The following is a 21,699-nucleotide window of genomic DNA, read 5'->3' as shown; positions in this document are numbered from 1 at the left end:
CCGGAAACGGTCTCGCCGAAAAGAAAAATCCGGCCCGCGAGGGCCGGATTGGTGTTTGGCAAGGAGTCTGGCCGGAGTGCTCCCGGTCTCCCGAAGGCTACGGGATTCACGGATCTGAATCGCCTGGGCCGAGAGAGATCGAGCCGAAACGCGATCTCTTTCGGCGTGACTTGCGCCTGCGGCGTCTGGCACAAGCCCGCCGTCGTCATGGCCGGGCTTGTCCCGGCCATCCACGTCTTTGTTTTCAAATAGGTTTTCAAGACGTGGATGCCCGCGACAAGCGCGGGCATGACGAGTTCAATCCTGCGGCCCCCGGTGACTGCCGATCCACCGCGTTCTCGATGAGACATCCGCAGCCTGTCCATTAAGCCATTGATGGCTCAGCACAGAATCAAATCCATGAATACCGTAGCTCCCGAAGGGGGCGACCGGAAACCGGATCATGCGGTTTCCGGCTGATCAGGCCTTCGAGCCGCGGTCCGATCGCCGAAAAGAAAAATCCGGCCCGCGAGGGCCGGATTGGTGTTTGGCACGGAGTCTGGCCGGAGTGCTCCCGGTGTCCCGAAGGGATCAACCGGAAACCGGATCACGCCTCCTCGGCGGGCTCCTCGAACGGCGCCTCGGCCGCGGCGGCGGCCTCCTCGGCCTCCTCTTCCTCGTCCTCGTCGCGGCGGCGGCTGAGATCCTCGCCGCGGGCCTGACGCTCGGCCTCTTCATTGCTGCGGGCGACATTGACGACGACGCTCACCTCGACCTCGGGGTGCAGCGCCACCGGCACCTTGTGCAGGCCCAGCGTCTTGATCGGCGCGTTGAGCACGATCTGCTGGCGCTCCACGCTGAAGCCGCCCTTGGTCATCAGCTCGGCGATGTCGCGGGTCGACACCGAGCCGTAGAGCTGGCCGGTCTCGCCGGCCTGCCGCAGCACCACGAAGGACTGGCCGTCGACCTTGGCGCCGACCGCCTCGGCCTCGCGCTTGAGCTCGAGGTTGCGCGCTTCGAGCTGCACGCGCTCGCGGGCGAAGCGCTCCTTGTTGGCCTGGGTGGCGCGCAGCGCCTTGCCCTTGGGCAGCAGGTAGTTGCGGGCAAAGCCGTCCTTCACGTGCACAACCTCGCCCATCTGGCCGAGTTTGGCGACGCGTTCGAGCAGGATCACGTCCATGGGGTTGCTCCTTTGAGATTCATTGATCGTTGGCGGCCGGCGGGGCGGGCGGCGGATTGCCCGGTCCGAGCGGGCCCTTGGGACCGGACGGCCCCCTGGAGCCCGGCTGGCGCCGGCGAATGTCGAGGAAGGCGTCGGCAAGGCCGGCGAACACGAAGAACAGCAGCGGCCAGCCGAACAGCATGATCGCCACATAGGAGGTGGCGAGCATGAAGCCGCGCCCGGAATAGCCGCGGGTGATGGCGTGCAGCAGCGACAGGCCGGTGAGCGAATAGGCCACCGCCAGCGTGGCGGCGAACAGCCCGGCCAGGATGCCGACGAGGCCGCCGAGCAGGCTCAGCAGCGCCACTGCCGCGAACACCGTCGCGGCGAAGGCCGGCATGCGCACCTCGGTGAGGTCCGGCCACGGCCGCACCAGCCGGCCCGACGCCCGCACCACGCGCCCCGCGCCCCACAGATTGAGCAGCACGGTGAGCATCGACAGCACGGCGGCGGTCAGCGGCAGCACGACGACCATCAGCTTCACCGCGGCGTCGACATCCTCGACGCCGGGCAGGGCCAGCGGCTTGTCGGCGGGCGTGTCGGTCTGCAGGCGCAGCACCTGCTCGACGATGCCGCGCAGCGCGGCGGTGTAGGCCGTCTCGCTGGTGCCGAGCCCGATCACGCCGACCGAGACGCCGGCCGCCGCGATCATCGCCGCCCAGAACAGCAGGCGGCCGACCGGATACCATTCCAGCTCGCCGCGGGCATTGGGCCGCGCCAGCAGCGCCAGATAGGCGAGCAGCCACGCCGGCACGCCGATGCCGGCGAGGAACGCCACCAGGAAGATGGGGTTGAGCGCCAGGGCCAGCACGGCCGCCGCGGTGACCGCGGCGAGCAGCGCGCCGTAATGCCGCCAGCCGAGGCCGGTGATGAGAATCGGCAGCGGCGCGGCGTAGAACAACGCCATGGCGAACGCCGACCCGGTGGAGACCGAGGCGAACAGCAGCGCCGAGGCGAGACCGGCCGAAAGGCCGATGGACAGGGTGTTGGTCATCGAGCTGTCCCGCTCTTGATGGAGCGGTTAGAGGCGGGCACCGCCCCAACCACAGGCCGCCGGCCCATTCCGGCGACCCCGATGCGTGCGCTCTGCAGAACCGCCCGCAGGGGGCGGCGTCCGGTCGGACGGCCGGCGCCGCGGCGCCGGCCCCCGCTTCAGCGGATCACGTAGGGCAGAAGCCCCAGGAAGCGCGCGCGCTTGATGGCGCGGGCGAGTTCGCGCTGCTTCTTGGCGGAGACCGCGGTGATGCGGCTCGGCACGATCTTGCCGCGCTCGGAGACGTAGCGCTGCAGCAGCTTCACGTCCTTGTAGTCGATCTTCGGGGCGTTGGCGCCGGAGAACGGGCAGGTCTTGCGGCGGCGGAAGAACGGACGGCGGGCGGGCGAGGTGCTCATGCGTTGTCCTCCGAAGCCTCGGTGTCGTCGCCGCCGAAGCCGTCACGGTCGCGGCGGCGGTCGCCACGGCGCTCGTCGCGGTCGCGCTTCAGCATCATCACCGACGGCGTCTCTTCGAGCGCGTCGACGCGGATGGTGAGCGAGCGCACCACGTCTTCCGACAGGCCCATCTGGCGTTCCATCTCGGCGACGGCCTTGGCCGGGGCGTCGATGTTGAACAGGGTGAAGTGGGCCTTGCGGTTCTTGCGGATGCGGTAGGCCAGCGACTTGACGCCCCAATACTCGACCTTGGGAACCGTGCCGCCACCGGCCTCGATCACACCCTTGAACTGGGTGGTGAGGTCGTCGACCTGCTGGGACGTCAAGTCCTGGCGGGCCATGAAGATATGCTCGTACAACGGCATATGTGTCACGCCTTTCGTTGCGATGGTCCGCCGGTACGGCGCCAAGCCCCTCGCGGCCCGGAAAGGCTGCGGTGTCTCGGGAGAGCGGGGACACGGGACGGCGGGTGGGACCACCCTGCCGCGGGGCGCGAGCGCCGTGCGCGGCTGTCCGTTCAGCCCCCGGCCATGCCGGTGGAAGCTGGCGCTTATACACGGAAACCGCCCGAGCGCAACGGCGGGGCGGGCGAGCCTCCTCCAAATCCCCCTTTCGGATCCTCCCTTTCAGAACCCCCTGTGGTTTTGCGGTTCCAGGCCGCGTGCAGCGTGCCGTAGCATGGTCGGCGAACCTCGATGGCGGCGGTGGCAACGGCGGTGGCGGGCGATGCGCAGTCCCTGGATGCTTGGATGGTTCCTCGCCGCGCCGGCCGTGATCGGCGCCGTCGGCCCAGCCGCGGCGTCGCAACCCATCCCCTACGCGATCGTCGGCTGCGCCTCGCGCGGCGCGTTCCACGCCCCCGGCCAGACCAACGACGGCGCCGTCCTGCCGCCGGTCAAGACCCTCGAAGGCAGGATCCTGGACGGCAAGACCCTTCGCATCGAGGGCTTCCTTTCGCCGGGCGACCGGTTCTCGGCGCAGACTGTGTTCATCGTCGACAACCGGTGCCGGGAGGACCTCATCAGGGGATATCGTCTGTGCGACCCGTGCGGGACCATGCCGGGCATGCCGACGGGGATGCTGCCGCCACAGCCCGGCACCAAGGTGAACTTGCCCGCCGAGGTGCTGCGGCAGTTCGATCATCCCCCCATCCGGCGCTCCCCGCCTTGACACCCGCCGCTTCGGCGTATCAATGGCGCCGCTTTGCGGGGGGCGGTTCAAGATGACCACAGCTTTCGTGTTTCCGGGCCAGGGCAGCCAGGCTGTCGGCATGGGCAAGGCGCTGGCCGAGGCGTTTCCGGCCGCCCGCGCGGTGTTCGACGAGGTCGACGCGGCGCTGGGCGAGAAGCTCACCGCCGTGATGTGGGACGGCCCCGCCGACACCCTGACGCTGACCGAGAACGCCCAGCCGGCGCTGATGGCGGTCTCGCTCGCGGCGATGCGGGTGCTGCAGCAGGAGGCCGGGCTCGACCTCGCCCGCCACGCCGCCTTCGTCGCCGGCCATTCGCTGGGCGAATATTCGGCGCTCGCCGCCGCCGGCGCGCTGTCGGTCGCCGACACCGCGCGGCTCCTGCGCCTGCGCGGCCGCTCGATGCAGGCGGCAACCCCGGTCGGCACCGGCGCCATGGCGGCGCTGATGGGGCTGGATTTCGAGGCCGCCGCCGCGGTCGCCGCCGAGGCGGCGCAGGGCGAGGTGTGCGCCGCCGCCAATGACAACGCGCCGGGCCAGGTGGTGGTGTCCGGCCACAAGGCGGCGGTGGAGCGCGCCTGCGAGATCGCCAAGGCCAAGGGGGCGTCGCGCGCCATCCTGCTGCCGGTGTCCGCCCCCTTCCATTGCCCGCTGATGGCGCCGGCCGCCGACGCCATGGCGGCGGCGCTGGCCTCGGTCGAGGTGCGGGTGCCGGTGGTGCCGGTGGTGGCCAATGTGCTGGCGCAGCCGGTGACCGACCCGGCCGAGATCCGCCGCCGGCTGGTCGAGCAGGTGACCGGCACGGTGCGCTGGCGCGAATCCGTTGGATTCATGGCCGGCCAAGGGGTGACACGGCTGGTCGAGGTGGGCGCCGGCAAGGTACTGTCCGGCCTCGCCAAGCGGATCGTCAAGGAGATGTCCGCCAGTTCGGTCGGCACGCCCGAGGATATCGCGGCGTTCAAGGCCAGCTTCAGCGCGTGAGAGGACCGATGTTCGATTTGACGGGCAAGACGGCGCTGGTGACCGGCGCAACCGGCGGCATCGGCGCCGCCATCGCCCGCGCCCTGCACCGGCAGGGCGCCACCGTGGCGGTCTCCGGCACGCGCGCCGAGGTGCTGGGCGAGCTTGCGGCCGAGCTTGGCGGGCGCGTCCACGTGCTGCCCTGCAACCTCGCCGACACCGCCGCTGTGGAGGCGCTGGTGCCGGCCGCCGAGGCCGCGCTCGGCCAGCTCGACATTCTCGTCAACAATGCCGGCATCACCCGCGACAACCTCTTCATGCGCATGAAGGATGAGGAGTGGGATCAGGTGATTGCGGTCAATCTGACCGCCGGCTTCCGCCTCTGCCGCGCCGCGGTGAAGGGCATGATGAAGCGCCGCTACGGCCGCATCATCGGCATCACCTCGGTGGTGGGCGTCACCGGCAATCCCGGCCAGGGCAATTATGCCGCCGCCAAGGCCGGCATGATCGGCATGTCGAAGGCGCTGGCGGCCGAGGTGGCGAGCCGCGGCATCACCGTCAACTGCATCGCGCCGGGCTTCATCGAGACGGCGATGACCGACGCGCTGAACGACAAGCAGCGCGAGGCGGTGCTGGCGCGGGTGCCGGCCGGCCGCCTCGGCACCCCCGACGACATCGCCGCCGGAGCGGTGTATCTGGCCTCCGCCGCCGGCAGCTACATCACCGGGCAGACGCTTCACATCAATGGCGGCATGGCCATGGTGTGAACAGGTTAATTCGGATTTGCCGCTGCTGGCCAAGCCGGATGAAGTATGCTAACGGCGGCGCCGCTGGGCTGGGACGCGCGAGCAATGGGGGGCTTCGGCCGCGCTGGCGTGAGCAGTTTGTCCTGGTTTTTCTCTCCGTTACAGCCGCTGGACGAGACCGATCGAGATCCTAACGTGCGGCGCTGACACCAGAGACCTCCGCAACACCTTACAAGGATGAATCCATGAGCGACATTGCCGAACGGGTCAAAAAGATCGTCGTCGAACATCTCGGCGTCGAGCCCGACAAGGTGACCGAGAACGCCAGCTTTATGGACGATCTCGGCGCCGACAGCCTGGACACCGTCGAGCTGGTGATGGCGTTCGAGGAAGAGTTCGGCGTGGAAATCCCCGATGATGCCGCCGAGACCATCCTGACCGTCGGCGATGCCATCAAGTTCCTGTCCAAGACCGCGGCCTGACCGCAACCCGGCCCCACTGAGCGGGCCCGCGCCGGGGTGATCCCCCGGCCGGTGGAGACGTATGATGCGGCGTGTCGTAGTGACCGGCCTCGGCATGGTTTCCCCGCTGGCCTGCGGGGTTGAGGAAACGTGGTCCCGGGTTCTGAAGGGCGAAAGCGGAGCAGCGCGAATCGAAACGTTCGACGTTTCCGATCTGCCCTGCAAGGTCGCGACCCCGATTCGCCGCGGCGACGGGTCGAACGGCACCTTCAATCCCGACCAGTGGATGGAGCCGAAGGAGGCCCGCAAGGTCGACGACTTCATCGTCTACGCGATGGCCGCGGCCCGGCAGGCGCTCGATGACGCCGGCTGGGCGCCGAAGACTGCCGACGATCAGAACGCCACCGGCGTCCTGATCGGCTCCGGCATCGGCGGCATCGAGGGCATTGCCGAAGCCGGCATCATCCTCAAGGAACGCGGTCCCCGCCGCATCTCGCCCTTCTTCATCCCCGGCCGGCTGATCAACCTCGCCTCCGGCTACGTCTCGATCGAGCACGGGCTGAAGGGGCCGAATCACGCGGTGGTCACCGCCTGCTCGACCGGCGCCCACGCCATCGGCGACGCGGCGCGCCTCGTCGCGCTGGGCGATGCCGAGGTGATGGTGGCCGGCGGCAGCGAATCGCCGCTCAGCCGGCTGGCGATCGCCGGCTTCTCGGCCTGCCGGGCGCTGTCGACCAGCTTCAATGACGAGCCCACCCGCGCCTCGCGCCCCTGGGACAGGGACCGCGACGGCTTCGTGATGGGCGAGGGCGCCGGCGTGGTGGTGCTCGAAGCCTATGAGCACGCCAAGGCGCGCGGCGCCAAAATCTACGCCGAGGTGATTGGCTACGGCCTGTCGGGCGACGCCTATCACATCACCGCCCCCTCCGAGAGCGGCGACGGCGCCTTCCGCTGCATGCAGGCGGCGCTGCGGCGCGCCGGCATCTCGCCGGACGAGCTCGACTACATCAACGCCCACGGCACCTCGACGCCGATGGGCGACGAGATCGAGCTCGGCGCGGTGCAGCGGCTGCTCGGCAACGCCGCCGCGCGGGTGTCGATGTCCTCCACCAAGTCGGCGACCGGGCACCTGCTCGGCGCGGCCGGCGCGGTCGAGGCGATCTTCTCCATCCTGGCGCTGCGCGACCAGGTGGCGCCGCCCACCCTCAACCTCGACAATCCGTCGGTGGACACCCCCATCGATCTGGTAGCCCACACCGCCCGCCAGCGGCCGATCGAGGTGGTGCTGTCCAATTCGTTCGGCTTCGGCGGCACCAACGCCTCGCTGGTGTTCCGCAAGGCGTCCTGACGCCGTCGCTGGGTCCCGCGCCCGCACCGGCGGGCGCGCGGCACGCTCGCTTTCGCCATATTTGCCGCTAGTCTGCCGCTGGCTCCGGCCGGCGCGCAGCGTGTCTGCGCGGCCGGAGCCGGGACGGCACCCGGCTTCGGCCCGTCCGCTCGCAGACCGTTTCCGGCATCCCATTGGGATGGGCCGAAAGCCGGATGACGCCGATCGCCGATCCCTTCCGGAAGCTTGGCGCTCCGGCCCGGCCGGGCTTCGCGGGATTCGGAACAGGGACGGTTCGGGACGCGGGACGATTCGGGTGGATCGCGCGTCGAAGGACCAGACGTCGAAGGACCAGATATGGCGGACGACAAGGACAGGCCGGCGGCGGACGCCTCGGCGGCAGACCAGCCCTTCACGACGGTGACCGGCGCCGCGCCGCCCGACAATGCGGCCGAGGCCGCGCCCGGCGCCGTCCCGCTGGCGACCCCGGCCGGCCACGACCATCCGGCGCCCGAACCTGCGCCGGCCCAAGAGTCGGGCCAAGCGACCCACGCGGAACAGGCGCCGGCCCAAGAGACATACGCCCAAGCGACGCAGGCGGAACAGGGGCAGGCCGAAGCGGCCCAGGCCGCGCCCGGTCCCTTCGAGCCGAGCCTTTACGAGGCCGCGCCGTGGGCGGCGCCTCAGCCGTCGACCGCCCAGCCTGCCGCCGCCCAATCCGCCGGGACGCCGCCGGCAGCAGCCGACGCCAAGCCTGTGGACCAGGGCGCCAAGGTTGCCAAGGACCAGCCGAGCAAGGATCAGCCCGACAGGAAACAGGCCAAGCGGCAGGACAAGCCGGCCAAGGCGCGCTCGCGTCCCTCGCGCCGGGCCCGCAACCCGCTGGTGGTGGCCGGCAATGTGCTGCTGACGCTGACCGTGCTGGTCGGCTTCACATTGATGGCCGCGCTGTCCTACAGCGAGACGCTGCTGCGCAAGCCCGGGCCGCTCGCCGCCGAAAAGGTCGTCAACCTGTCGCGCAATTCCGGCTTCCGCGACATCGGCGAGCAGCTCGAGCGCGAGGGCGTGGTGGGCAATGCCTGGGCGTTCGTGGCCGGGGTGATGCTGCGTCAGGCCCGCGAGGACCTGAAGGCCGGCGAATACCTGTTTCCGCGCGGCGCCAGCCTCAACGACGTCATCGGCATCATCGTCACCGGCAAGTCGGTGCTGCACCAGATCACCATTCCCGAGGGGCTGACCTCGGAGCAGACGGTGGCGCGGCTGCTGGAGAACGACGTGCTGGTCGGGCCGATCCGCGAGATCCCGCGCGAGGGCAGCCTGCTGCCGGAGACCTACCGCTTCAATCGCGGCATCACCCGCGAGCAGATCCTCCAGCGCATGGCCGCCGACCAGCGCCGGGTGGTGGCCGAGATCTGGGCGAAACGCGCCCCCAATCTGCCGCTGCGCTCGCCCGAGGATCTGGTGACGCTGGCGTCCATCGTCGAGAAGGAGACCGGCAAGCCGACCGAGCGGGCGCGCGTCGCCTCGGTGTTCCTCAACCGGCTCGGCCGGCGCATGAAGCTGCAGTCGGACCCGACCATCATCTACGGGCTGGTCGGCGGCAAGGGTTCGCTCGGCCGGCCGATCCTGCGCTCCGACATCGACCGGCCGACCGCCTACAACACCTATGTCATCGACGGGCTGCCGCCCGGGCCGATCGCCAATCCCGGCCGCGCCGCGCTGGAAGCCACCGCCAATCCGGCCGAGACAAGGGATCTGTTCTTCGTCGCCGACGGCACCGGCGGCCACGTGTTCGCCGAGACGCTGGACGAGCACAATCGCAACGTCGCCCGCTGGCGCGAGATCGAGCGCCAGCAGAGCGGCCAGACGGCCCCGCCGCCGGCCGCGGCGCCTGCCGCCCCCACCCAGCGCCCGACGCTGCCGCCGCGCTCGCGGAACTGAACAGAACGTGTCCGGGCCGGGGCAACCCCGCCCCGACGGCTCCCGGCGGCGAGGCGCTGTCATCGCCGGCGGGTCGGGTTTCCGGTGGCCGACCGAGACGGCGTCCGGCCAGTTTCCGGTTTCGAGCTTCGCCCCTCGAAGTCCCCCCACCCCCGACCCCTCCCCACCGCTCGCAAAGCTCGCGGGGGGAGGGGAGAAAAGGGGCGCCTCTTCTCCCCTCCCCCCATGAACGCAGTGAATGGTGGGGAGGGGTCGGGGGTGGGGGGCAGAACGCCCCGGCGCGCGTCGTCTGCATCCCGCCGCGCCGTGTCTTGCGGCCCTCGGCAGCACGCCCTCAAGCCGTCGCGATCACGCCGCGACCGGCCCGTCGTGCGACCCTGTTCGAAATGTCGTTGAAGCGGCCTTGCAGCCGTCTCCGCAAAAGCGGATTCCGGGCCGGCGGCGCACCTTGCGCCTCTGTCGCGCTGCGCGCGCAATGGCGGGCGCGGCGAGCGCCCCGGCGGCGGGAGCGGCGGCCTCGAACCGCTCCCCAGAGTGGCCCTCATCGAGGCCTTCAGCTGTCCCGCTCGACCCGCACCTGGGTGACGCCGCGATCGACGAAGCCCAGCTCGCGGGCGGCAGCGTAGGAGACATCGATGATGCGGCCGCGCACGAAGGGGCCGCGATTGTTGATGCGGACGACGACGCTGCGGCCGTTGCGGAGATTGGTGACCCGCACCTGGGTGCCGAACGGCAGGGTGCGGTGGGCGGCGGTCAGCGAATTGCGGTCGTAGCGCTCGCCACTGGCGGTCCGGGCGCCATGATAGCCGTCCTTGTGGCCGTAGAACGAGGCCACGCCGACGCCGGAATAGGACTTCGTCGACTTCAGCGAGTCCGCGTGCGAGGAGTTCGGCGTCATTGCAAGAAGCATGCAGCCCATTGCTGCAGCATAAAGCCCGCTGCGGCCTTTCCACACGTTATTCAATGTTTCGTCCCCCTGTTAACGATGGAGTTTATGCGCGCACCTCCGTTGATCCATCCGCTTCAGTAGAGCCCCCGGACGATCGGGAAAGGCTTCTGCCCGGACTATTGGGCGAAATCGTGGCTCGACCGCGACTGATGCCGAACAAGCCGGAAGAACGGCTTTCCGGTCTCTCGGTTGAATTATGAAGTAACTGATTTTTAAGAGATTATTTGAAGTCAAGTCCGGAATGCCGCGCCCGGCTCCGGGCCCGCAATTGCGGCCGAAGTGCCTGTCGGGACTCAGGTTTCGGTTAACGAACCGTTAACGGCTCGGCGCGCCGGCCGGGGCCGATGATCGGCCGCCGCGTTGCTTGAACGACTCGACGCCGCGCCGGATCATCTTCGCCGAATCTACGCGGTCGTCTCTTCTTGGCTGAAAAGACTTGGGGGGGTCGTCTTGGCGGGAGCGACTTGGGGGGCGACTTGGCGAGATCGTTTTGGCGAGATCGTTTTGGCGGGATGGTTCTGGCGGCTTCGCCTCGCCGGAGTCCCCTTGGACCGGCCTCGCCGCGCCGGCCGCATCACGCCGGCCGCGTCACGCGAGCCATGGCCATGCCATGCCGGCCGCACCACGCCGGCCCCACAGCGCCCACCCCACCGCACCTGAGGACCACGATCTGGGGACACGATCTGCGACGGGATCAAACCGGTTCCCTCTTTCGCGGAAAATGCTCTAGATTCCCGCCGCCCTGCCGGGCCCGTAGCTCAATGGTCAGAGCCGGCGGCTCATAACCGCTTGGTTGCAGGTTCGAGTCCTGCCGGGCCCACCACGCACCCCTCTTCTCGGCGTCGGCATCAGTAACGGTGGAGCCGCCGATACGCCTCCCCGCGGCTTGGTACGTGCAGCCTGACGGAGGTCGCCTTCGTCTGATCGAGCCTCGTCGCAGCTGATATCGGCTTGGATGCCGCGGGCGAACGCGGCAAACAGGCCCGACGCAGCGGTCGCGATCCACCGGTCGAGGTCGCGCGAGCTTCGTTGGCGGATCATCCGGTGGAACTCGGCGAGCCGTGCGTGGACCTCGACCAGTGCCGGAACGCCGGCTTCGATCGTGGCCACGATGAGCGTTTCCGCCTTCGTCAGATGGTCGCGAGCAACGGTCATCAGCCGGGCGATCGTGCGGGCCGACGGGACTTTCCGGAGCGCGGTCTCCGTCAGCTGATCGGCACGGCGCCGGCGTGTGGCCCACTCGGTGACGACGCGCAGGGCGCCTTGGAAGCCGAGGCTTCGAACCCGACGCCACAGCTCGGCACCGTTCCGGCACCCGGCCGCCCACTGCGCGTCGAGTGCCGGCAGGAACGCCTCCAGCGAGTTCTCCCGGACACGGAAGACGTCAGTGGAAGCACCCCGGACCACCCGCCGGACGATCTGCCGGCTGCAGCCGGTGCGCCGGACGATCTCCTTGATCGGCACGCCGTCCGCCGCGAGAGCGCGGATCGCCGCCGCGGCATCCTCCCGTCGCAGGTAGCCTTCATACTGCAGCCGCTCGGCCGCGGTCAGGAGACCCGGATCGATCGTCGTGACGCCCAGCGCACCGCGGATCGCGGTCATCGACCGCCGAACGGCGTCGAGGAAGGCCGCGCTGGCATTTTCCATCAGGTGCCACCGATCCGCCACCTGGACCGCGCCGGGCAGTGCCCGCGCGACTGCTTCGCCGTAACCGCCGCCGCCGCGATCACGGCCGACGATCTGAATGCCGGGATGGGCGTTCAGCCAAGCCGCGACGGTGGCGATCTCCCGATCGGGCAGAAGAGCGACCACCTGGTGCCGGGCGAGATCACAGACGATGGTCCCGTAGCGGTGCCGCTTCCGGAACGCCCAGTCGTCGATCCCGACGACCTGCACCGGCGGCGGATCACGACGACAGGCGCGCCGTCGTCGGACGGTCCGTAGGACGGTGTCGTTGCTGAGCGGCACCTGGAGCCGCCGCGCGAAGACTGAGGCCGGCCTGCCGCCGAGTGCGAGGCCGAGATGATGGACCAGGGTCTCGAGCCGGCCCGTCCGGCGCGCGAACGCTTCAAGGATCCCCGCGGCGACCCGAGGGCCGACCGCATCGAGATCCGCCAGGACGGCCGCATCGTCGCCGAGCACGCCCGGGTGTTCGGCCGCGGGCGGACGGTGTTCGATCCTGGCATTACGTGCCGGTGCTGGCCAGGAAGCCCGGCGCGCTGCGCAACGGGGCGCCGTTCAAGGACTGGGTGCTGCCAGCCGCCCTGGAGCGGGTCCGCCGCCGCCTGGCCGGCGTCACCGACGGCGACCGGCAGATTGGTGGACATCCTCACCGCGGTGCTGAGCGACGGCCTGACGGCGGTGGAGGCGGCCTGTGCCGAGGCCTTGCGCGAGGGCGTGCCGTGCGCCGACGTCATCCTCAACATCCTGGCCCGGCGCCGCACGCCGGTCAGTCCGATCACCATTACGACACCTGCGCGAGCGTCACCTCCGGCCCCTGCTTCCCGTCTAGGATCGCATCGACGATATCGGGCGCGAGGCCGAAGCTGCCCCCGCACACTATTGTTGTCGCCAGACGCAACTGTAGAACTAAGTTGCCGCATCATGCCCCTGCGCCGACGGTGTCTCGGAACAGGATCTCGCGATCCGTATCCTTCGTCGCGTCAGGCGGCATCAGCGTGTCATGCATCAGCTTGCGCTTGCGCTCCAGGAGCGCAGCGAGGTTCTGGTCGAAGGAGGGGCGGCCGTCCGCGCGAACGGCGAGCGGGATATGCACCAAAACCGGCCGCACCTGGCCAATGCGGTGAACGCGACCGGTACATTGGTCCTCAACGGCCGGGTTCCACCAGCGGGAGAGATGGATGACGTGGTTGGCCCGCGTCAACGTCAGGCCGACGCCACCGGCCTGGGGCGAGAGGATCATCACATCGAAGCCGCCGGATGCCGCCTGAAAGCGATCGACATAGGCTTGGCGTTTGGGGCCCGCGACACTGCCGTTGATGATGAGTGGCGGGGTGGCCAAGCCATAGCGGCGCTGGAGAATGCCGGCGAGGCGAGCCTGCAGATCGAGGTCGCCGAGGAAGACGAGTGCACGCTCGCCGGCGCTCGCCACAGCATCGAGCGTCTCGATTGCCGCCTGCAGGCGCGCGGACGCGGCGATGAAGGCGCCGTCGCCGGCCGGCTCGGAGGGGCAAGGGTGAAGCGAGACGGCGCGCAAGGCCTGCAGCGCTTTGAGCACGGCGCCGGGTTCGTCCGCGGCGCGGGCGGCCTCGATCGCGGCATCGTAGGCTTCCTGCTGAACGGGGGGCATGGGCCGGGGCAGGAGTCGTTCCTCCGCCAGTGGTAGATCCGGCAGATGGTCCTGCTTCATGCGGCGCAGCATCAAGGGCGGCCTGCCGCCCAACGAGCGCTCGAGCTGGCCTTTCAACGTCCGCAGGCGGGTCTCGTCGAAGTCGCGCTCGTATTCCGCGCTGAAGCTCTTGAGGTCGCCGAGCCAGCCAGGCTGGACGGTGTCGACGATGCACCAGAGATCCGCCAAGCGGTTCTCGACGGGGGTCCCGGTCAGCGCGACCTGGATCTCGGCCTTCATCGCCTTGGCGGCGTCGGTGAGGCGGATTCCCGGCGTCTTGATCTTCTGCGCCTCGTCGAACAGTAGCGCCGCGAAACGCACGCGACCGAAGTCCAGATGGTGGTCACGCAAGGTCTCGTACGTGGTGAGCACCCAGTCCGCGGCCGCGAGGCGGTTGACATCAAGCGCTGGAGCGCCGTCGGCGGATGTGGTCTTGAGAGCCTTCAGCCCACGGCCAAAGGCTTCCGTGCAAGCGCCAAGACCCGGGGCGACGAGGTGAAGATCATGCTCTTTGCGCCAGTTCTGGAGAAGGCCTGTCGGAGCGACGATCAGGAGCGGCGCGGGCGCGATCATTCCCGCTCGCATACCGTCACGCAGCCAAGCCAAAAACGCCAAGCCCTGCAGCGTCTTGCCGAGCCCCATGTCGTCGGCGAGCAGAACCCCTGGCAGCCCCTCCGCCCAGGCCCGCTGGAGCCAGCGGAGACCTTCTGCCTGGTGGGCCTTCAGCGGCGTGGCGAGGCTCTTCGGCGCGCCGTAGGCCGGCGCCGGGCGTGCGGACTGGACGAGGGACTCGATGTCGAGCGCATCTTCGTTCGGTTTGATGAGGAGCACCCGTGGCGCTTCTCCCTCGGCGTTCGGCAGGGGCTCGGTCGCGATGGAGGCGCGTGCATGATCGAGCGCGTCGAGGGCGGCGAGCGTCGCAATCGTCGCAGGGACCGTCAGCGTCTCCTCGCCAACCGAACATGCAACAGTGCCGCGCCCAGCTGTGATCGCGCCCTCGATGTCAGAGCGAAGAGCCGCGGTCTGCTCGGCGTCGAGCGCGATGCGGCGGCCGCCGAGTTCGATGCCGGCGACCGGCTCGCTCTGCCCAGCTCGCGAAGTGCGAGACGGCGCATCTCCTTCCCCAAACCAGTCCGTCGGCGCGAGTTTTATCCAGGGCACGACCCGCGGCGTCCAGAGCCCGAGGCCGACGACGCGATCTGCATAGGCCTGCGTCTCGCGAAACACGCTATTGAGCACGACCTCGTCGGTGTCGTCGCCCAGGGCCTCCCGCAGGAAGGCTCGCGGATTGGCGAGAAAGGCGCGCCGCAACGCGGGGGGACCGCTGTTCACCTGGCGCACTTCCGAGAGTGCCCGCCGCAGCGGCGGCTGCAGCACCACGTACCAATTGCGCCCGAGCGTATAGACCGCGCGTGCGTCGCTGAAGCCGTTGAAGTGCTTTTCGCCGAACAGCGCCTGTTGCTCGGGCGGGAGGAGCAATGTGTCCTCCTCGTCCCGCGCCCGGTGGAGAATCGGCACGAGCACGGCCGCATTGCCCTGGCCCTTGAGGTCGAGCGAGAAGGCATCGGCGACCGCAATGGTCATTTCGCCGAGGAGGCCGGACGCCTGCGCGAGTCCGGCGTCCGCACCGGCCGGCAGCAGGTCCCGTAAGGCGGCGATCGCCGGGAATTTCCCGTCCCGCTCGGCGGCGTTCACTGCGTCGACAGCTTGCGCGATATCGAACAGTACCTCGGGCAGGCGGCTCGCCGCGTTCTTCCCGCGAAGAAAGGCCCCGACGCGCTCCAATCCGAGGATCGGCTTGCCCAGCGGCGTCGCCCATTCCAGCGCGACCTGGAAGGTGGGCTGCGTCATGAGCCCCCGGCCGGCCAAGCGCGCCAACACATCCGCGAGCTTCGGCAAGCCAAGGCTCGCGGCTTCGGCGGGTGACAGCGCAGCGACGGCGCGGTGGTCGAGGATGACGAGGTCATCACCTTTCAACGCCTTGTCGGCAGCTTCGAGCTGCCCGACAAGGTCGACGCCGGGCAGCAGCGCATCGGGTGCCTCCAGGGCCCAGCGATCGACAGCGACGGGACGGCTGTCCGGGTCGAGCATGCGAAGCACGGTGCCGGACGCCTCGGGTGTGAAGTTGAAGCGGTAGGTCAACGCGGCATCCAATCCGTGGGAGAGAGGCGAACGCCGGTGCGGCGGGCGATGAGTTCCGCGGCGCTGCCCTGCCAGTAGCTTCGCTTCGAGCCGATATGGCTCAGTCCGTCGCCATCGGGTGCGCCCCGGGAGCCGAACTGTGCGTTGGGTGGAAATGGCAAACCCTTGCCCGTCAGGTCATCACGGCTGTAGCTCCTGGCACCGAGGTGAGGCGCATTCTTCCAATCCGCCTGCCAAGCACGCAGCTTTCCGTTGTGACTCCAGTCGCAGAAGACGTAGCTGCCGATGCGCATCAGCAGAACGGATTGATCGCCGCTCGCACCCTCAAGGCGTGCATAAGCGCCGTTCAGGTCTTTGAGAGCGCGGGCAGAGGCAAAGACGCGCTTGCCGAGGGCCAACCATGCATCCTCGATCAGCCCCTTGTTCAAGCATGCTGCCCAGAACGCCTCACGGTAACGCCAATGATCGTCGAGTGCGTAATCGTCGATCAGGTCGAAGAAGAGCTTGAGCGAGGCACGCGCGAGCCAGCGGCGCATCAACGCGGTTGCCTCGTCTCCGGCCTCCCTCCAGTGCTGCGGCCGCAGCCGTGGATCGCCGAGGGCGCGGAGCAGGAAGGCTTGAATCTCGGCGCGCGTCGCGTCCGAAGGTGGCGATCCTCCGCGCAGCCACGGCGCCAACAGACCTCGCGCAACGGCGCCCTGTGCTCCCGGCTCTTCGAACCGCAACCTACCTCCGGGCGCCAGGAACGCGAGGCAGCGGGCGACAATCTCATCCGGGTGGGCCTTCGGCAGGGTTGTCGCGAACTGCATCAACACCTCGCCCTGCACGGCACGGGCATAGCCGCCGCCGGCTTGGACAGGGTCGTCGAGCCCGACCTCTTGGAGGATGGCCGCAACGGACCGCTGAGCCGTCAGGATAGCGTCGGCTACGCGGCGAGGGCCGAAACGCGCGTCAAAGAGGTTGAGAGCGCGATCAACATTGCGCCACGCGTCCAGGCGCGCGTCTGGGGTCTCCGCCAGGAGGCGGCGGATTGCATGGCCGGCCGCCTCGATCATCGGGGCATTTGCGTCGAAGCCAAGGAGCCAAGCCTGGATGAGCTTGCGACGCACGCTGCCATGGCGCATCGCGAGCGCGACGACCGCGTCGAGAAGACCGGGTAGGCCCGCCAGCGGCTGCTTGACCGCCCACAGCAGCCACGGCGCTTCGCGCAGATACTTGGCTGGCACCTGGGTGTACGCGCGCGATTGCGCGGCGGCGAGGATGCTGCTTCGAGCTTGGTCGAGCATGGACTTTTCCGGCGGCTTGGGCGCACGCCCGGCTGCACCCAGATCAACCAGCGCCTGCGCGCTCGCCTCAGCCTCCGGAAGTTTGGTCGCGCGCAGCACTTTCACCGCAGCAGCCAGCCGCCCGAGCACTTCTCGCGTCGGCGTGAGAGTGGAAGATTCCGCCATCACGATCCGTCTCCGAGCGCTGGACGGATCTCGTCGACGAGGCGCTGCAGCTCATCCGACGTGCGCGAGGAGAGGAGGAAGCGCAGATCGATGCGACGATTGAGCCGAAACTCCTCTTCCGTGTCGCCGCTCGCGATCGGACGCCGATCGCCGTAGGACGACACGGCCAGCAACGGGAAGCCGCTGGAATTGCGAAGCCCGTCCAGACCGTTCCGCTGGCGCAATTCCTTGAAGACGGTCAGGGCCCGCTCGACCGAGAGGCGGTCGTTGAGGTCGCGCGATTCCTCAACCGAAAGAACACGGCCGCCGATGCGGTAGCCCTGCCGGTCGGAATGCCCCTCGATCAGGACGCCTTCCAGCGTCGAACGATCCTGCTCGCCGCAGCTGGCCGTGCGATCGCTCCGGCTGAAGCAGGGCAACACGTCTCCCAGCGCACGGGCAAGCTTGGCAAGGTTGCCTTGCGCTTCGGCGAGCTTTGCGGGAACGACACCTCGGCCGGAGATGACGCCGAGCTCCGACTGCCCCTTCTCGAACAACAGTTGCTCCGGCAGCCGCAGAATGCCGGAGTCGGGATCGATGATGACGGTGAGGCCATCGTCGCGCAGGCGTCGCTCCAGGGTCGAAAGCAGGCGCTTTCTGGCGGCTTGTCGACCTTCCAGTTCCTCGGTCATGCGCGCAACGGCCCGCTGCAAGAGCCGGCGCAGCTCCTCGTTCTTCAGGCGCTGCGCGTCGGCGGCTTCCTTCTCCCGCGCGGCCTCCTGCTGAGCGGCTGTCGCCTTGCGGCGCTCTGCGTCGGCGGCACGGCGTGCCTCCTCGGCTTCGGCCCGCGCCGCCACAAGCTCGGCAAGTGCGACCTTTTGCTTGTCCTCGTCATCCCGGAAATTGAGCGCGAACACGGTGAGCATGAGGAGAAAGACGAAGAGGATGCCAACCATGAGATCGCTGACCGAGGCGAAATAGCCCTCTCCGCCTTCCTCCGCGTTGTCGTTGGCCGCCGTCATCAGGGCCTCCCCAGGCCAGGACCGTTGCCGGCGGGCGCTCCGCCGTGGGGCCGCGAGGGCAGAACGTCTGCCAAGGGTTCGAGAACCGCTTCGAGATCCTTCACCGCGTTTCCGAGCTGGCCTGCGGCTTTGCCGAGGTTGTCGTCGGTCTGCTTGACAGTCTTGGCGACCTGCTCTGTGAAGCCCTGGAGGCCGACCTGCAATTCGCCAAGGACACGGGCGAGGTCGCGATCCACCCCCTCGAATCGGCCGACTGCCTGCGTAAGGTTCTCGGCAAGACGACCGGCCGCGGCCTGCGTGCTTTCAAGCCGCTGCCCGGCACCTGCAATCTGATCCGCCGCGCGCCCCACCGCCTGCGCGGCTTGGCCGAGAGGCTCGACAGCCGCGCGGGCGGCTTGGCCAGCGGCACGCAGGTCGGTCGCGGAGGCCGTCAAGGGTTGCGCCGCCTTGTCCGCGGCCTGCTCGAACTCGGTCAGCCGCAGCACGATGCCGTTGGTCGCCGTCGTCAGAGCTGCGACCTGTTGCGCCAGGGTCTCGGCCCGGCCACCGAAACCCGAACCAGCCTGGTCGAGCCGGGCGCCTGCCGCCTCGCCCCCGCGCTGCAAGGCGGCGCCTGCCGCCTGCCCGGCGCCGGTAAGGGCTTCGGAGGCGCTGGTAAGCGCTGCCGCGACCGCCTGGCCCGCTCCGTTCAGGCTCGCGCCGACGGCTGCGGCTCCTGCCGTACCGCTCTTCTCCAACACCTCGCCGGCGCTGACCGCCGCACCTTTGAACTCCTGGATGAGACCGCGCATCTCATCTCGCATGCCTTCGGTCGCTTCAGCGATGCGCTCGACGGCCTGCTCGGCGCCGCGGCCCAACGCGCCGCCGGTGTCGGACGCCGCGCGTTCGAGGACTTCGGCGCCTTTGCGGCCGTTGCCTCAAAGCCCGCTGCTGCGTGGCCGATGCGCTCCGCGACCGCCTGAATGGCGTCCGTGCCGGCTGTCCGGCTCTGCTCGGCGAGCCCTCTCAGCTCACCCATCATTGCCTCCACCTGCTGGGCAAGGCGCGCCGCACTCTCCTCTGTCTGCTGTCCCATACGAATACGCGAGTCTTCGGCAGCCTGCGCAAGCGCCCCTGTCATGGCGCGCGCGGCCTCCTCGAATCCGCCTGCCGCCGTCGTCAAACGTTCCGCCAATTCGCGGCCGGCCTGGGCTCCCGCCCCACGGGTTTCGTCCGCGACCGAGCGCAAGGTCTCGGCAAGCCCGCTCATCTGGTCCGTGATGCGCGAGAGCGCGGCCTCCGCCCCTTCACCCATGCGGGCTGCCATGGTGTCGGCGGATTGGGCCATGCGAGCCGCCGCCTCGCCAAGGCCCGATTGCAGGCCGTCGAGCCGGCCGCTCAGACGTTCGAGACTCGCCGCCACGTCCTGCATCCGATCGCCCGCGCCGCCCTGAAGGCGTTGCAGGAAGCCGTCGAGCATCTGCCCCATCGCATCCTCGGTCCGGGTGGACATGCCTTCGGCCAGCCGTTCCATGGCTTCTCTGAGGGGCAGGATGTGCTCGCCGAGACGCGCATCGAAGGTTTGGTCGAACGCTTGGCCGATGCTCACCGCAAGGTCCGTCGAGAAGGTCTCCAGGCGATCGGCCTGCTGGCGTAGAATATTGTTGGCCTCCTGCTGCAGCTCCGCGAGTGTAATTAGCGGAGCCCGCAATTCCAGGGCCCGATTGAAACGATCCAGGGCTCGCTCAGCCTGCTTCAGGCAGTGCTTTCTAAATAGTGCATATGCTATCGACAGAGTAAGGCCGGCCAACGACGTGATGAACTTGAAAGATGCCGTACCAAGCAAGGTGGTCAGCGCTTTCGTTCGTTCCGCCGCCTCGCCATTCACCACACCGCTCGCGCTGCTGAGTGCGAAGGCAAGACCAACGAAGGTGAACAGCAGACCGGCGCCGACCAACAGATTCGGCAAAGCCGCATGATAGCGAAGGTCGAGCCCGATGGCAGACGAACGAAGCAAATCAATATCGAACCATGCCGCTGCCCGGGTGGTCGAGCGATAGTGCGGAAAAGGCTCGTATCGCGCGATCAGAGAATGACTGAACTCGCTCCAGCGGCTGCTGAGGACTGGATCGCCCTCCAGCTGTTCCGCGACTGATTCGTAGTCGCTCCCAAAGTCGCGCCGATCTGGGGATCGTTCGATTGCGTCTGTTGCCAGCTCAAGGGAGCGGACCAGCCGCCCTGTGCCTCGCCACAGCGAGAGCCCCGAGAGCGCGGCCCACCCGATGAGCCCCAGCACGACGAGCGCGATCGTCACGGGATGGGCGACGAGGGCCGCAAGATCAAGGTCTCCGAACAATTTTTCCACCTCTCCTATATCCTGAGCGCACCTCCGGACACGGCGTGCCTGGAACTGCAATTTTATCGGTCAACCATGGCTCTGGTTTCAGTCTACGATGGCTCGCAACTGCTGGAAGCGCGAGAGTGTCGGCTAGCGCAACTGATCGATGGACGGCAAGCCGCAATCTACCGTGGCTTGGCTTTCCCGCTCCTGCCGTCGGGAGCCGCCATCGACATCAGCGGCGAAGCGCACCCGCCCGAGGCCGCTCTCGTGTCGCCCATCCCGGCGGCCCGCTCGGAGTCGGTCCGATCCTATGTCGTGATCGCCGGAACCGACGCCGCCTACATCCTGCTCGCGGGCCATAGTTTCCAGGCGGACAAAGCCGCCGCGCAGTTGAACAGGGCCGGATTCGAGGTGATCCGGACAGGGCGGTATCTTGGCGAACCGGTGGACGGCTTCGTGGCCGACTGGTTCGTACGAATCGGCACGCCGTCAGGTTCTGACGCGCTGGAGGCACGTCTTGCCGCGCTGTTCGGGAATACGCTCGCCTCGCGCGAGAGCGCGACGGATCTCAGGTTGCGTCTGCTGACGGGAGAACTGGCAAGCGCGCGCGAGCGGGCGCGCCGCAGTGAGGAGGAGGCCGACCGCTTGCGGTTGCTGCTCGCCGAGCGCAGCGCCAGCTCAATAGAGGTCGCCGCCTTGCGGGAACGCATCGAGACGGAGCGGCGCCAACGCGAGATCGCGGAGTCGAATGCCAGTGCGGCATTGGCTCAACTCGAGTCAGCCACATCCGCCGCTGGTGTTGACGCTTCACCGGCGGCGTTCCGTGTGTCCAGGCGCGTCCTCGATGAGATCGCCGACGTCATCAAAGTCCTTATGCCGCGCATACGCCTCGTCCGCGGCTGTCTCGACACCATTGCGATCGAGTTTGCGGATCGGCAGGCACTCTACCGCGTCCTGGCCGAGTTGCAGGCTTGCCAGACAGCCATGCCCCAGCGCTGGAAAACCGTGCAGGGGGTCGACGGCTGGATCGAGCAGAGCAAGGTGGGAAACGGCGTTGACAGCCAGGGACGGGTCTACGCCCGTCTTGATCGCAGCGATCGATGCTGGGACGTCCTGGTTTCCCACAAGTCGTCGCAGGACCGAGATATTGACTGGCTGAAGCGGCAGTGAGGCTGAACCCGGCACCGGTGCCGCCTCACGCACGCTGCCGCCGAGCCCGTGGCTTCACCGT

The 21,699-nt window shown here is 68.7% G+C and carries 17 protein-coding genes, 1 tRNA gene and 2 pseudogenes; 9 read left to right on the top strand and 11 right to left on the bottom strand.

Translation table 11 applies throughout. The annotated features are described in order from the left end of the window. Positions 1–586: 586 nt before the first annotated feature. From rplI to rpsF, 4 genes are all read right to left on the bottom strand, one after another. A complete protein-coding gene (gene rplI, locus BLTE_RS13160; protein WP_126401127.1) occupies positions 587–1,159 on the bottom strand; it encodes a 50S ribosomal protein L9 in 573 nt (190 codons plus the stop codon). Positions 1,160–1,178: 19 nt separating this feature from the next. Further along, positions 1,179–2,195, bottom strand: a complete 1,017-nt coding sequence (locus BLTE_RS13155; RefSeq protein ID WP_126401126.1) for a DUF2232 domain-containing protein — start codon at positions 2,193–2,195, stop codon at positions 1,179–1,181. A 158-nt stretch (positions 2,196–2,353) separates the two neighbouring features. Next, positions 2,354–2,593, bottom strand: coding sequence for a 30S ribosomal protein S18 (gene rpsR / locus BLTE_RS13150; RefSeq protein ID WP_126401125.1), 240 nt, complete (start codon positions 2,591–2,593; stop codon positions 2,354–2,356). Next, positions 2,590–2,997 carry a 30S ribosomal protein S6 gene (rpsF, locus tag BLTE_RS13145; protein ID WP_126401124.1) on the bottom strand — a complete coding sequence of 136 codons (408 nt, stop codon included), beginning with the start codon at positions 2,995–2,997 and terminating at the stop codon, positions 2,590–2,592. The genes rpsR and rpsF overlap by 4 nt, the downstream gene beginning before the upstream one ends. A gap of 376 nt (positions 2,998–3,373) precedes the next feature. On the opposite strand from rpsF, the gene BLTE_RS13140 reads away from it, so the two are divergent. The 6 genes from BLTE_RS13140 (at position 3,374) to mltG (ending at position 9,256) form a co-directional block, all read left to right on the top strand. Further along, the gene (locus BLTE_RS13140) at positions 3,374–3,802 is read left to right on the top strand and encodes a hypothetical protein (protein ID WP_145988194.1); all 429 of its coding nucleotides are present in this window, start codon (positions 3,374–3,376) and stop codon (positions 3,800–3,802) included. 52 nt (positions 3,803–3,854) lie between these two features. Further along, positions 3,855–4,802 (top strand): ACP S-malonyltransferase, encoded by a 948-nt coding sequence (fabD, locus tag BLTE_RS13135; RefSeq protein WP_126401122.1) that lies wholly within the window; start codon positions 3,855–3,857, stop codon positions 4,800–4,802. An 8-nt stretch (positions 4,803–4,810) separates the two neighbouring features. Then, a complete protein-coding gene (fabG, locus tag BLTE_RS13130) occupies positions 4,811–5,548 on the top strand; it encodes a 3-oxoacyl-[acyl-carrier-protein] reductase (RefSeq protein ID WP_126401121.1) in 738 nt (245 codons plus the stop codon). Between the two features lie 224 nt (positions 5,549–5,772). Beyond that, the gene (locus BLTE_RS13125; protein ID WP_126401120.1) at positions 5,773–6,009 is read left to right on the top strand and encodes an acyl carrier protein; all 237 of its coding nucleotides are present in this window, start codon (positions 5,773–5,775) and stop codon (positions 6,007–6,009) included. A gap of 64 nt (positions 6,010–6,073) precedes the next feature. Further along, a complete protein-coding gene (gene fabF, locus BLTE_RS13120; protein WP_126401119.1) occupies positions 6,074–7,336 on the top strand; it encodes a beta-ketoacyl-ACP synthase II in 1,263 nt (420 codons plus the stop codon). A 336-nt stretch (positions 7,337–7,672) separates the two neighbouring features. Then, positions 7,673–9,256 carry an endolytic transglycosylase MltG gene (gene mltG, locus BLTE_RS18745; RefSeq protein WP_342211494.1) on the top strand — a complete coding sequence of 528 codons (1,584 nt, stop codon included), beginning with the start codon at positions 7,673–7,675 and terminating at the stop codon, positions 9,254–9,256. Between the two features lie 553 nt (positions 9,257–9,809). On the opposite strand, the gene BLTE_RS13110 is transcribed toward mltG, so the two are convergent. Further along, positions 9,810–10,166, bottom strand: coding sequence for a septal ring lytic transglycosylase RlpA family protein (locus BLTE_RS13110; protein WP_244599992.1), 357 nt, complete (start codon positions 10,164–10,166; stop codon positions 9,810–9,812). A gap of 786 nt (positions 10,167–10,952) precedes the next feature. On the opposite strand from BLTE_RS13110, the gene BLTE_RS13105 reads away from it, so the two are divergent. Further along, a tRNA-Ile gene (locus BLTE_RS13105) sits at positions 10,953–11,028 on the top strand. A 122-nt stretch (positions 11,029–11,150) separates the two neighbouring features. Here the strand turns inward: BLTE_RS13105 and BLTE_RS13100 are convergent. Next, a pseudogene (locus BLTE_RS13100) lies at positions 11,151–12,272 on the bottom strand (ISL3 family transposase); the annotation flags it as partial. A 27-nt stretch (positions 12,273–12,299) separates the two neighbouring features. Between BLTE_RS13100 and BLTE_RS13095 the strand changes: the two are divergent. Then, a pseudogene (locus BLTE_RS13095) lies at positions 12,300–12,737 on the top strand (IS21 family transposase); the annotation flags it as partial. A gap of 70 nt (positions 12,738–12,807) precedes the next feature. On the opposite strand, the gene BLTE_RS13090 reads toward BLTE_RS13095, so the two are convergent. The 5 genes from BLTE_RS13090 to BLTE_RS13070 are packed head-to-tail and all read right to left on the bottom strand — an operon-like array spanning position 12,808 to position 20,492. After that, positions 12,808–15,696 carry a DEAD/DEAH box helicase gene (locus BLTE_RS13090; RefSeq protein ID WP_126401117.1) on the bottom strand — a complete coding sequence of 963 codons (2,889 nt, stop codon included), beginning with the start codon at positions 15,694–15,696 and terminating at the stop codon, positions 12,808–12,810. Continuing rightward, on the bottom strand, positions 15,693–17,147 hold the full coding sequence (locus BLTE_RS13085; RefSeq protein ID WP_126401116.1) for an EH signature domain-containing protein: 1,455 nt from the start codon (positions 17,145–17,147) through the stop codon (positions 15,693–15,695). Before BLTE_RS13085 ends, BLTE_RS13090 begins: the two co-directional genes overlap by 4 nt. Continuing rightward, complete coding sequence (locus BLTE_RS13080; protein ID WP_126401115.1) at positions 17,147–18,148, bottom strand: OmpA/MotB family protein; 1,002 nt, start codon at positions 18,146–18,148, stop codon at positions 17,147–17,149. Before BLTE_RS13080 ends, BLTE_RS13085 begins: the two co-directional genes overlap by 1 nt. After that, positions 18,148–18,939, bottom strand: a complete 792-nt coding sequence (locus BLTE_RS13075; RefSeq protein WP_126401114.1) for a hypothetical protein — start codon at positions 18,937–18,939, stop codon at positions 18,148–18,150. The genes BLTE_RS13080 and BLTE_RS13075 overlap by 1 nt, the downstream gene beginning before the upstream one ends. Further along, on the bottom strand, positions 18,837–20,492 hold the full coding sequence (locus BLTE_RS13070; protein ID WP_126401113.1) for a hypothetical protein: 1,656 nt from the start codon (positions 20,490–20,492) through the stop codon (positions 18,837–18,839). The genes BLTE_RS13075 and BLTE_RS13070 overlap by 103 nt, the downstream gene beginning before the upstream one ends. On the opposite strand from BLTE_RS13070, the gene BLTE_RS13065 reads away from it, so the two are divergent. Beyond that, entirely contained in the window at positions 20,445–21,638 is a 1,194-nt protein-coding gene (locus BLTE_RS13065) for a hypothetical protein (RefSeq protein ID WP_126401112.1), read from the top strand. The genes BLTE_RS13070 and BLTE_RS13065 overlap by 48 nt on opposite strands. The last annotated feature ends 61 nt before the right edge of the window (positions 21,639–21,699 follow it).

The organism is Blastochloris tepida (assembly GCF_003966715.1).
Classification (GTDB): domain Bacteria; phylum Pseudomonadota; class Alphaproteobacteria; order Rhizobiales; family Xanthobacteraceae; genus Blastochloris; species Blastochloris tepida.
This window is presented reverse-complemented; position numbering and strand designations above follow the sequence as displayed.

Excerpts from the sequence above, each read along its gene's own strand:
- rplI (WP_126401127.1), bottom strand. The coding sequence starts at position 1,159 with ATGGACGTGATCCTGCTCGAACGCGTCGCCAAACTCGGCCAGATGGGC.
- BLTE_RS13155 (WP_126401126.1), bottom strand. The coding sequence starts at position 2,195 with ATGACCAACACCCTGTCCATCGGCCTTTCGGCCGGTCTCGCCTCGGCG.
- rpsR (WP_126401125.1), bottom strand. The coding sequence starts at position 2,593 with ATGAGCACCTCGCCCGCCCGCCGTCCGTTCTTCCGCCGCCGCAAGACC.
- rpsF (WP_126401124.1), bottom strand. The coding sequence starts at position 2,997 with ATGCCGTTGTACGAGCATATCTTCATGGCCCGCCAGGACTTGACGTCC.
- BLTE_RS13140 (WP_145988194.1), top strand. The coding sequence starts at position 3,374 with ATGCTTGGATGGTTCCTCGCCGCGCCGGCCGTGATCGGCGCCGTCGGC.
- fabD (WP_126401122.1), top strand. The coding sequence starts at position 3,855 with ATGACCACAGCTTTCGTGTTTCCGGGCCAGGGCAGCCAGGCTGTCGGC.
- fabG (WP_126401121.1), top strand. The coding sequence starts at position 4,811 with ATGTTCGATTTGACGGGCAAGACGGCGCTGGTGACCGGCGCAACCGGC.
- BLTE_RS13125 (WP_126401120.1), top strand. The coding sequence starts at position 5,773 with ATGAGCGACATTGCCGAACGGGTCAAAAAGATCGTCGTCGAACATCTC.
- fabF (WP_126401119.1), top strand. The coding sequence starts at position 6,074 with ATGCGGCGTGTCGTAGTGACCGGCCTCGGCATGGTTTCCCCGCTGGCC.
- mltG (WP_342211494.1), top strand. The coding sequence starts at position 7,673 with ATGGCGGACGACAAGGACAGGCCGGCGGCGGACGCCTCGGCGGCAGAC.
- BLTE_RS13110 (WP_244599992.1), bottom strand. The coding sequence starts at position 10,166 with ATGCTTCTTGCAATGACGCCGAACTCCTCGCACGCGGACTCGCTGAAG.
- BLTE_RS13085 (WP_126401116.1), bottom strand. The coding sequence starts at position 17,147 with ATGGCGGAATCTTCCACTCTCACGCCGACGCGAGAAGTGCTCGGGCGG.
- BLTE_RS13080 (WP_126401115.1), bottom strand. The coding sequence starts at position 18,148 with ATGACGGCGGCCAACGACAACGCGGAGGAAGGCGGAGAGGGCTATTTC.
- BLTE_RS13075 (WP_126401114.1), bottom strand. The coding sequence starts at position 18,939 with ATGCGCGGTCTCATCCAGGAGTTCAAAGGTGCGGCGGTCAGCGCCGGC.
- BLTE_RS13065 (WP_126401112.1), top strand. The coding sequence starts at position 20,445 with ATGGGCGACGAGGGCCGCAAGATCAAGGTCTCCGAACAATTTTTCCAC.